The sequence below is a fragment of the uncultured Enorma sp. genome, assembly GCA_905210055.1.
Classification (GTDB): Bacteria; Actinomycetota; Coriobacteriia; order Coriobacteriales; family Coriobacteriaceae; genus Enorma.
This window is the reverse complement of sequence record CAJLVH010000131.1, coordinates 1-5,493: the sequence shown is the minus strand read 5'-3', so window position 1 is coordinate 5,493 and position 5,493 is coordinate 1. Positions and strand designations below refer to the sequence as shown.

General features: G+C 62.6%; 6 protein-coding genes. 5 read left to right on the top strand and 1 reads right to left on the bottom strand.

Going from position 1 to position 5,493, the window contains the following annotated elements; genetic code table 11:
* Nucleotides 1–117: 117 nt before the first annotated feature.
* Nucleotides 118–1,068, top strand: coding sequence for an L-lactate dehydrogenase (locus QZ079_RS07810; RefSeq protein WP_297037267.1), 951 nt, complete (start codon nt 118–120; stop codon nt 1,066–1,068).
* An 11-nt stretch (nt 1,069–1,079) separates the two neighbouring features.
* Nucleotides 1,080–2,384, top strand: a complete 1,305-nt coding sequence (locus QZ079_RS07805; protein ID WP_297037265.1) for a DUF2974 domain-containing protein — start codon at nt 1,080–1,082, stop codon at nt 2,382–2,384.
* Between the two features lie 74 nt (nt 2,385–2,458).
* On the opposite strand, the gene QZ079_RS07800 is transcribed toward QZ079_RS07805, so the two are convergent.
* Complete coding sequence (locus QZ079_RS07800) at nt 2,459–3,463, bottom strand: nucleoid-associated protein (protein WP_291290511.1); 1,005 nt, start codon at nt 3,461–3,463, stop codon at nt 2,459–2,461.
* Nucleotides 3,464–3,654: 191 nt separating this feature from the next.
* Here QZ079_RS07800 and QZ079_RS07795 point away from each other — a divergent pair, with 191 nt between their 5' ends.
* The 3 genes from QZ079_RS07795 to QZ079_RS07785 all read left to right on the top strand — a co-directional run bounded on the left by QZ079_RS07795 (nt 3,655) and on the right by QZ079_RS07785 (nt 5,420).
* Nucleotides 3,655–3,939: a hypothetical protein gene (locus QZ079_RS07795; protein WP_297037263.1), complete on the top strand. Its 285-nt coding sequence runs from the start codon at nt 3,655–3,657 to the stop codon at nt 3,937–3,939.
* 142 nt (nt 3,940–4,081) lie between these two features.
* The gene (locus tag QZ079_RS07790; protein ID WP_291290509.1) at nt 4,082–4,774 is read left to right on the top strand and encodes a DUF4352 domain-containing protein; all 693 of its coding nucleotides are present in this window, start codon (nt 4,082–4,084) and stop codon (nt 4,772–4,774) included.
* 190 nt (nt 4,775–4,964) lie between these two features.
* Nucleotides 4,965–5,420, top strand: a complete 456-nt coding sequence (locus QZ079_RS07785; protein ID WP_297037261.1) for a helix-turn-helix transcriptional regulator — start codon at nt 4,965–4,967, stop codon at nt 5,418–5,420.
* The last annotated feature ends 73 nt before the right edge of the window (nt 5,421–5,493 follow it).

Below are 5,493 nucleotides of genomic sequence, written 5' to 3'. Positions count from 1 at the left end.
TTCAACCCATTTTGCGCGTTCCCGGCGTCCCCAGTCGACCTGATGCAACCCCAATGGGTTGAAACGAACCCGTCCCCAACCAGCCCATCCAGTCCAACCGAAGGTAAGGAGCTGCATATGATCAACGATCGCAAAGTTGCCGTAGTAGGGTGCGGGTTCGTGGGGTCGTCCTCCGCGTTCGCCCTCATGCAAAGCGAGCTCTTCTCCGAGATGGTCTTGATCGACGTCGACCGCGACCGTGCCGAGGGCGAGGCGCTCGACATCGCGCACGGCACGCCGTTCGCGAGTCCCATGAAGATCTACGCCGGCGACTACGCAGATGCCGCCGACGCCGCAATCATCGTGGTGACGGCAGGCGCCGCCCAGAAGCCCGGCGAGACCCGCCTCGATCTGGTGAACAAGAACGTCAAGATCTTCCAGAGCATCATCCCCCAGATTCGCGACAGCGGCTTCGAGGGCATCCTGCTCATCGTGTCGAATCCCGTCGACGTGCTCACCTACGCCGCCATCAAGATGTCCGGCCTGCCGGAAGGCCGCGTGATCGGTTCCGGTACAGTGCTCGATTCCGCGCGCCTGCAGGAGGCGCTCGGCGCACACCTGGGCGTGGACCCGCGCGACGTCGAGGCGTACATCATCGGCGAACATGGCGACTCCGAGCTCGCCGTGTGGTCGAGCGCAGACGTCGCGGGCGTTCCGCTCAAGGATTTCTGCGAGATGCGCGGCCACTTCGACCACGAGGATTCCGAGCACCGCATCGCGGAGGACGTGAAAAACGCGGCCTACGAGATTATCCGTCGCAAGCACGCCACGTACTACGGCATCGCCATGAGCGTGAAGCGCCTCTGCACCGCCATCATGCGCGACGAGAAGTGCATCTTGCCCATCTCCTCGCTTATGGTGGGCGAATACGGCCTTTCGGATATCGCGATCTCCATGCCCACGATCGTGGGGCGCGGCGGCGTCGAGTGCCGCGTGCCCATTTCGCTCGATGAGGAGGAGCTTGCCGAGCTCCACGCCTCTGCTAAGGCGCTGCGCGACGTGATCGACAACATCGAGCTCGAGCTGTAGGGGAGGCGGCTGTGCCATCGTTATCGGATCTGTCCGACGCATTGAAGCGCGCGCTTCCAACGGAGCTGTCCGGCTTAGGCAACACCGCATATGCCGAAGACCGTGCCCGCGACGCTGCTCTGTACGAAGACGATGCCGCTCGGCAGCGCGTCGCCTCGGATGATGGTGCCGGGCTTTCCAGCAGTCTCTCCGCGCTTGCTGACCGTAAGAAGCCGGGGTCGTTTCTCACCTACGTGCAGACGCAGCTCGACCCCTTCGCCGAGCGCCCGCTCTGTGCGGTGGACAGCCTGGTCTTCTCCTGGCTTTCGTATTTTCGCCTGAGCCCCGCCCTCGATGCCGCCTGCACGCGCGAGGGCATCGCGCTTCACGAGCTTCTGCGCGCGGAGGAGTTCGAGGCGATGTTCGGCACGAGCTTCGACCCCGAGGGTAGCCGCGACGTGCTCTTCGCCGTGTGCGCGAGTCCGCGCTTCCGTGATGTCCGGCTCACGCTGTTCCAATTCGCGACGAACAAGGCGGCAGAGGAGCAGTTCGCCGCGATGACGTTCCTTCTGCCCACCGGCGAGGCGTATGTGGCGTTTCGCGGGACGGATTCGACGATCGTGGGGTGGAAGGAAGACCTTAACATGGCCTACCTCTGTCCGGTGCCGGCGCAAGAGGAGGCGCGGAGCTACGTAGAGCACGTTGCGACCGAGGTGACAGGCCCGCTCTATTTGGGCGGACATTCCAAAGGTGGGAACCTCGCGGTGTATGCCGCCTCGACCGCGTCGCGCGAGGTGCAAGGCCGCGTGCTCGCTGCCTTCTCACACGACGGCCCCGGGTTTCCGCGCGAGTTCCTCGAGGGTGCGGGCTTTCGCCGCATGCGCTCCCGTGTGGTGAAGACGGTGCCGAAATCCTCGGTCATCGGTCTCATCATGGACGACGGCGCCGACGTGCGTGTCGTGGAGAGTTCGGGCATCTCGGTGCTTCAGCACAACCCGTTCCTCTGGGAAGTCGAAGGGTGCGACTTCGTTTATGCGGACGGTCTCACGGCGAGCGCGCGCTACCTTTCGAGTACGATTGAGAGCTGGATGGAACGCTTCACGCCCGAGGAGCGCGGGCGGTTTGTCGACACGCTCTTCGACGTGATCGGCGCCACCGGTGCCACGCGCTTCGCGGATATCCGCGAGGACTGGCGGTCGAGCGTGCCCGCGATGCGCGAAGCGATGGACGCTCTCGAGCCTGAGCAGCGCGAATGCGTGGGCGACGTCATCAAGGCACTCGTGCACACCGCTACCGTCGGCCGGGTGGCGGACGCCGCGAGCTCGCTCTTCGAGTGAGACTTTGGCACCAGGTCTCTGAGTCCCACTTTGGGGCTGGGACTTTGACACCAGGTCTCTGAGTCCCGCTTTGGTTAGCGGCTCTCGATGGCGCCGATGTTCTTGAGTTCGATCGAGATAAGGCCGTTCGGCTCGTTTTTGAACGCGATGTATTCCGAGTTCTTGCTCATCTCGACGGGGAACGTGATCTCGATGCCCGTGTCCGTGCGAATCTTCTGGCTGCGCACGCTCGGGCGTTCCGCATGCGCACGCTCGACGCTCACGCGCTCGGGCACGTGCTCCTCTTCGAGCTTCTGGCGCACGGTTGCTTGAAGTGCGGGTTCTTCGGCAAAGACTTCGTCCACGATATCCCAGGGCGGAAGCTCCTCGTCCACTTCGACCTGCTCCACCATGGCGGCCTTCGTGGCGGCGAGTGCGACCGCCGCATTCGCACCGTGCTCCTCTGCGGCTTCCGCTACCGCGCGCGTCACGGTATCGATGACCTCTTTCGCCGAGGTGCCCGTCGTGCACTGCAAGAGGCCGTCCACGATGAGTTGCGTGTCTGCACCCATGATGGTGCGCGGCTTATCCTGGTACAGTACGGCGAGGTCGCGGGAGCGCACGAGCGCATACGAGGCGATCTTCTGCGTGGGCGCAGGGAGGATGGCGTGGTGCCGAGCGATCTTTGCCGCAACGGTGCCGGCATCGTTTGCGACCTCGTGCATAAACGCCATACGGCTTTCCATGATGAGGATGGCGAACCAGCGGGTCTCCTCGTCGTCTTCGAAATCGGCGACCAGGATGTCTGCCGAAGACGGCTTTTCCGCATGGGAAAGCTGCTCGCAGAGGAATTCGGCAATCTGCTGCGAGAGGTCGATGAACGTTCGCTCGCCGAAGAAGTACCGCTTGAGTTCGGCTGCGAAGGCGCTTTCCTGGGTGAACGAGCCTGGGTGGTTATCCGCCGCGTTGCGCGACCGCTTGAGGTGCTTCGTGACGAACGACTTCACCGCGCGCGTATCGAACTCGAGCTCTGCTTCAGAGAAGACGGTGACGGCCGATTGCGCGTCGAAGATATGCAAGATCGCGTGGTTGATATTCATAGCGGCTCCGCGTCCTTGGGTTGAATGCATGGGTCGAATGGGACAGAGAGACATTGTCTCACGAAACCTGCGCTCGCGTCGCCGCGTTCTTTCACCATTCATTGCGTGGGTGCAGGGGCACGCCCGTTTGCGCCATCGAACATATGTCCGCACCGCGTGCTATACCTATGGCGTGAAGAGAGCCGAAGAAGATGGGCGAAGGAACCGCTGAAGAGGGGAGGCGCCGCGCGATGGTGGCGACGGGCAAGCGCACATACGTCGATGTCATTCTGCGAATCGGCGCCGACGGTACCGAGACACCGCAGTTCATCATGCTGCCCGACGGCCGCACCTATGAGGTATCGCGCGTTACGATGCGTACTCGCCTCGTCGACGGCGAGGTGCTCTCCATTCAGATCGGCTCGCACATGACGAGCTTGTGGAAGGAGGCGCGCGGATGGGGTCGTCCGCGTTGGTACGTGAAACTGCGGGGATAGGAGCGCGCTGTGCGGCGGCCAGCAACCTTAGCTGGCAGCTAATGAAATCGCCGGGGCGATTCTCCACAATGGGTGCAGCCGGTGCGTGCCGGTGAAAAACCGGGAGACTCCGGTGAATTCAGCAGTGAAACGGGAGGAATCTATGGCTGCTTCGACTCAAGGGGCATCGCGCCCCGTCGCCTCGATCGTTGCGTTGGTGCTCGGCATCTTGGCGCTTATCATCTCGTGGGTGCCTATCGTGAACAACTTCGCCTTCGTGGTGGGCGCCATCGGCGTCGTGTTCGCAATCGTGGGTGCCATCGGCGTGTTTCGCGGGAAGCGCGTGGGCAAGGCTCTCGCCATTGCCGCGCTCGTGGTGAACATCGTGTCGATTGCGGTCGTGCTCGGTACGCAGAGCATGTATTCCGCTGCAATCGATGACGCGGTGAACGGACCTGCGGCGACGGGAACATCCCAGGGTGGCGAGCAGACCACCGACCTTGCCGTGGGCACGACGGTGGAACTTGAGAACGGCCTGACCGTAACGGTCGATTCCGTGGAGACCGGCCTTGCGAATTACGACGACTCGACGGTGATCGGCGTACAGGTGACGTATGTGAACAACGGCGATGAATCCGCGAGCTATAACGTGTTCGATTGGAAGGGCGAAGACGCCAACGGCGCACAGGAGAGCTACACGTATTACTCCTCTGCAGAAAACGAGCTTGGTTCGGGTACCCTTGCCGCGGGGGGATCCGTTACCGGGAACATCTATTTCGAGGATGGCACCGTGAAGGTGCTGTACTTCGGTACGGCAATCGCCGATGAGCCGGCAGCGAGCTGGACGCTCTCGTAAGGCGGTTCCCGTGCGCGGTAAGCGCCCAGATACGAGCCATCCTCATTCCGAAGATCGCGGACGCGACCGGGTACGTGAGACGCGTGCCCGGTCGCGCATGAAAAAGCGACGGAAAAGAGGTATGGTGGGAGCTGGAAATGGCTGCGACGAAAAGGGGAGCGCTTTGACGACGCCGTGGAGGATGGACGACATGGGTGGCACGAACGATACGGGTGAGTCGGCGGTCGCTGCCGAGCCGCTTACCGAAGAGCTGCTGCACGAGCTGCTTGGCGCGCCAAGCCCCGTCGCTTTCACGGACCGCCACGGCATTTCGCACCGGACGCTCGTCAAATACCTCAATGAGCTGCTTGAACAAAATGGGTTGAAGCGCGCCGAGGTCGTTCGCGCCGCGGGCATCAACGAAACGTTCGGATACCAGATCTTCAAAGGCCAGCGGAATCCTGCGCGTGACAAGGTGCTGCAGCTCGCCCTTGCCATGGGTCTTTCTCTGCGCGAGACGAACCGCCTGCTCAAGGCGGCTGGTGCCAATGAGCTCTACTGCAAGGATCGCCGCGACGCGATCGTGCTCTTCTGCATCGACCACGGATGCTCCCTGCAGAAGACGGACGAGGAGCTCTACCGTTTCGGAGAGAAGACCCTTGGGTAGGATGTATAATCACCCGGGGGGTTACGCCAGCCAAAGGGGGCCGCCAGCCAAAGGGGACGGGGGATATTGGCTG

What these genes read in the sequence shown, in the direction of transcription:
- QZ079_RS07810 (WP_297037267.1), top strand. Translation starts at nt 118, where the DNA reads ATGATCAACGATCGCAAAGTTGCCGTAGTAGGGTGCGGGTTCGTGGGG.
- QZ079_RS07785 (WP_297037261.1), top strand. Translation starts at nt 4,965, where the DNA reads ATGGGTGGCACGAACGATACGGGTGAGTCGGCGGTCGCTGCCGAGCCG.
- QZ079_RS07800 (WP_291290511.1), bottom strand. Translation starts at nt 3,463, where the DNA reads ATGAATATCAACCACGCGATCTTGCATATCTTCGACGCGCAATCGGCC.
- QZ079_RS07795 (WP_297037263.1), top strand. Translation starts at nt 3,655, where the DNA reads ATGGGCGAAGGAACCGCTGAAGAGGGGAGGCGCCGCGCGATGGTGGCG.
- QZ079_RS07790 (WP_291290509.1), top strand. Translation starts at nt 4,082, where the DNA reads ATGGCTGCTTCGACTCAAGGGGCATCGCGCCCCGTCGCCTCGATCGTT.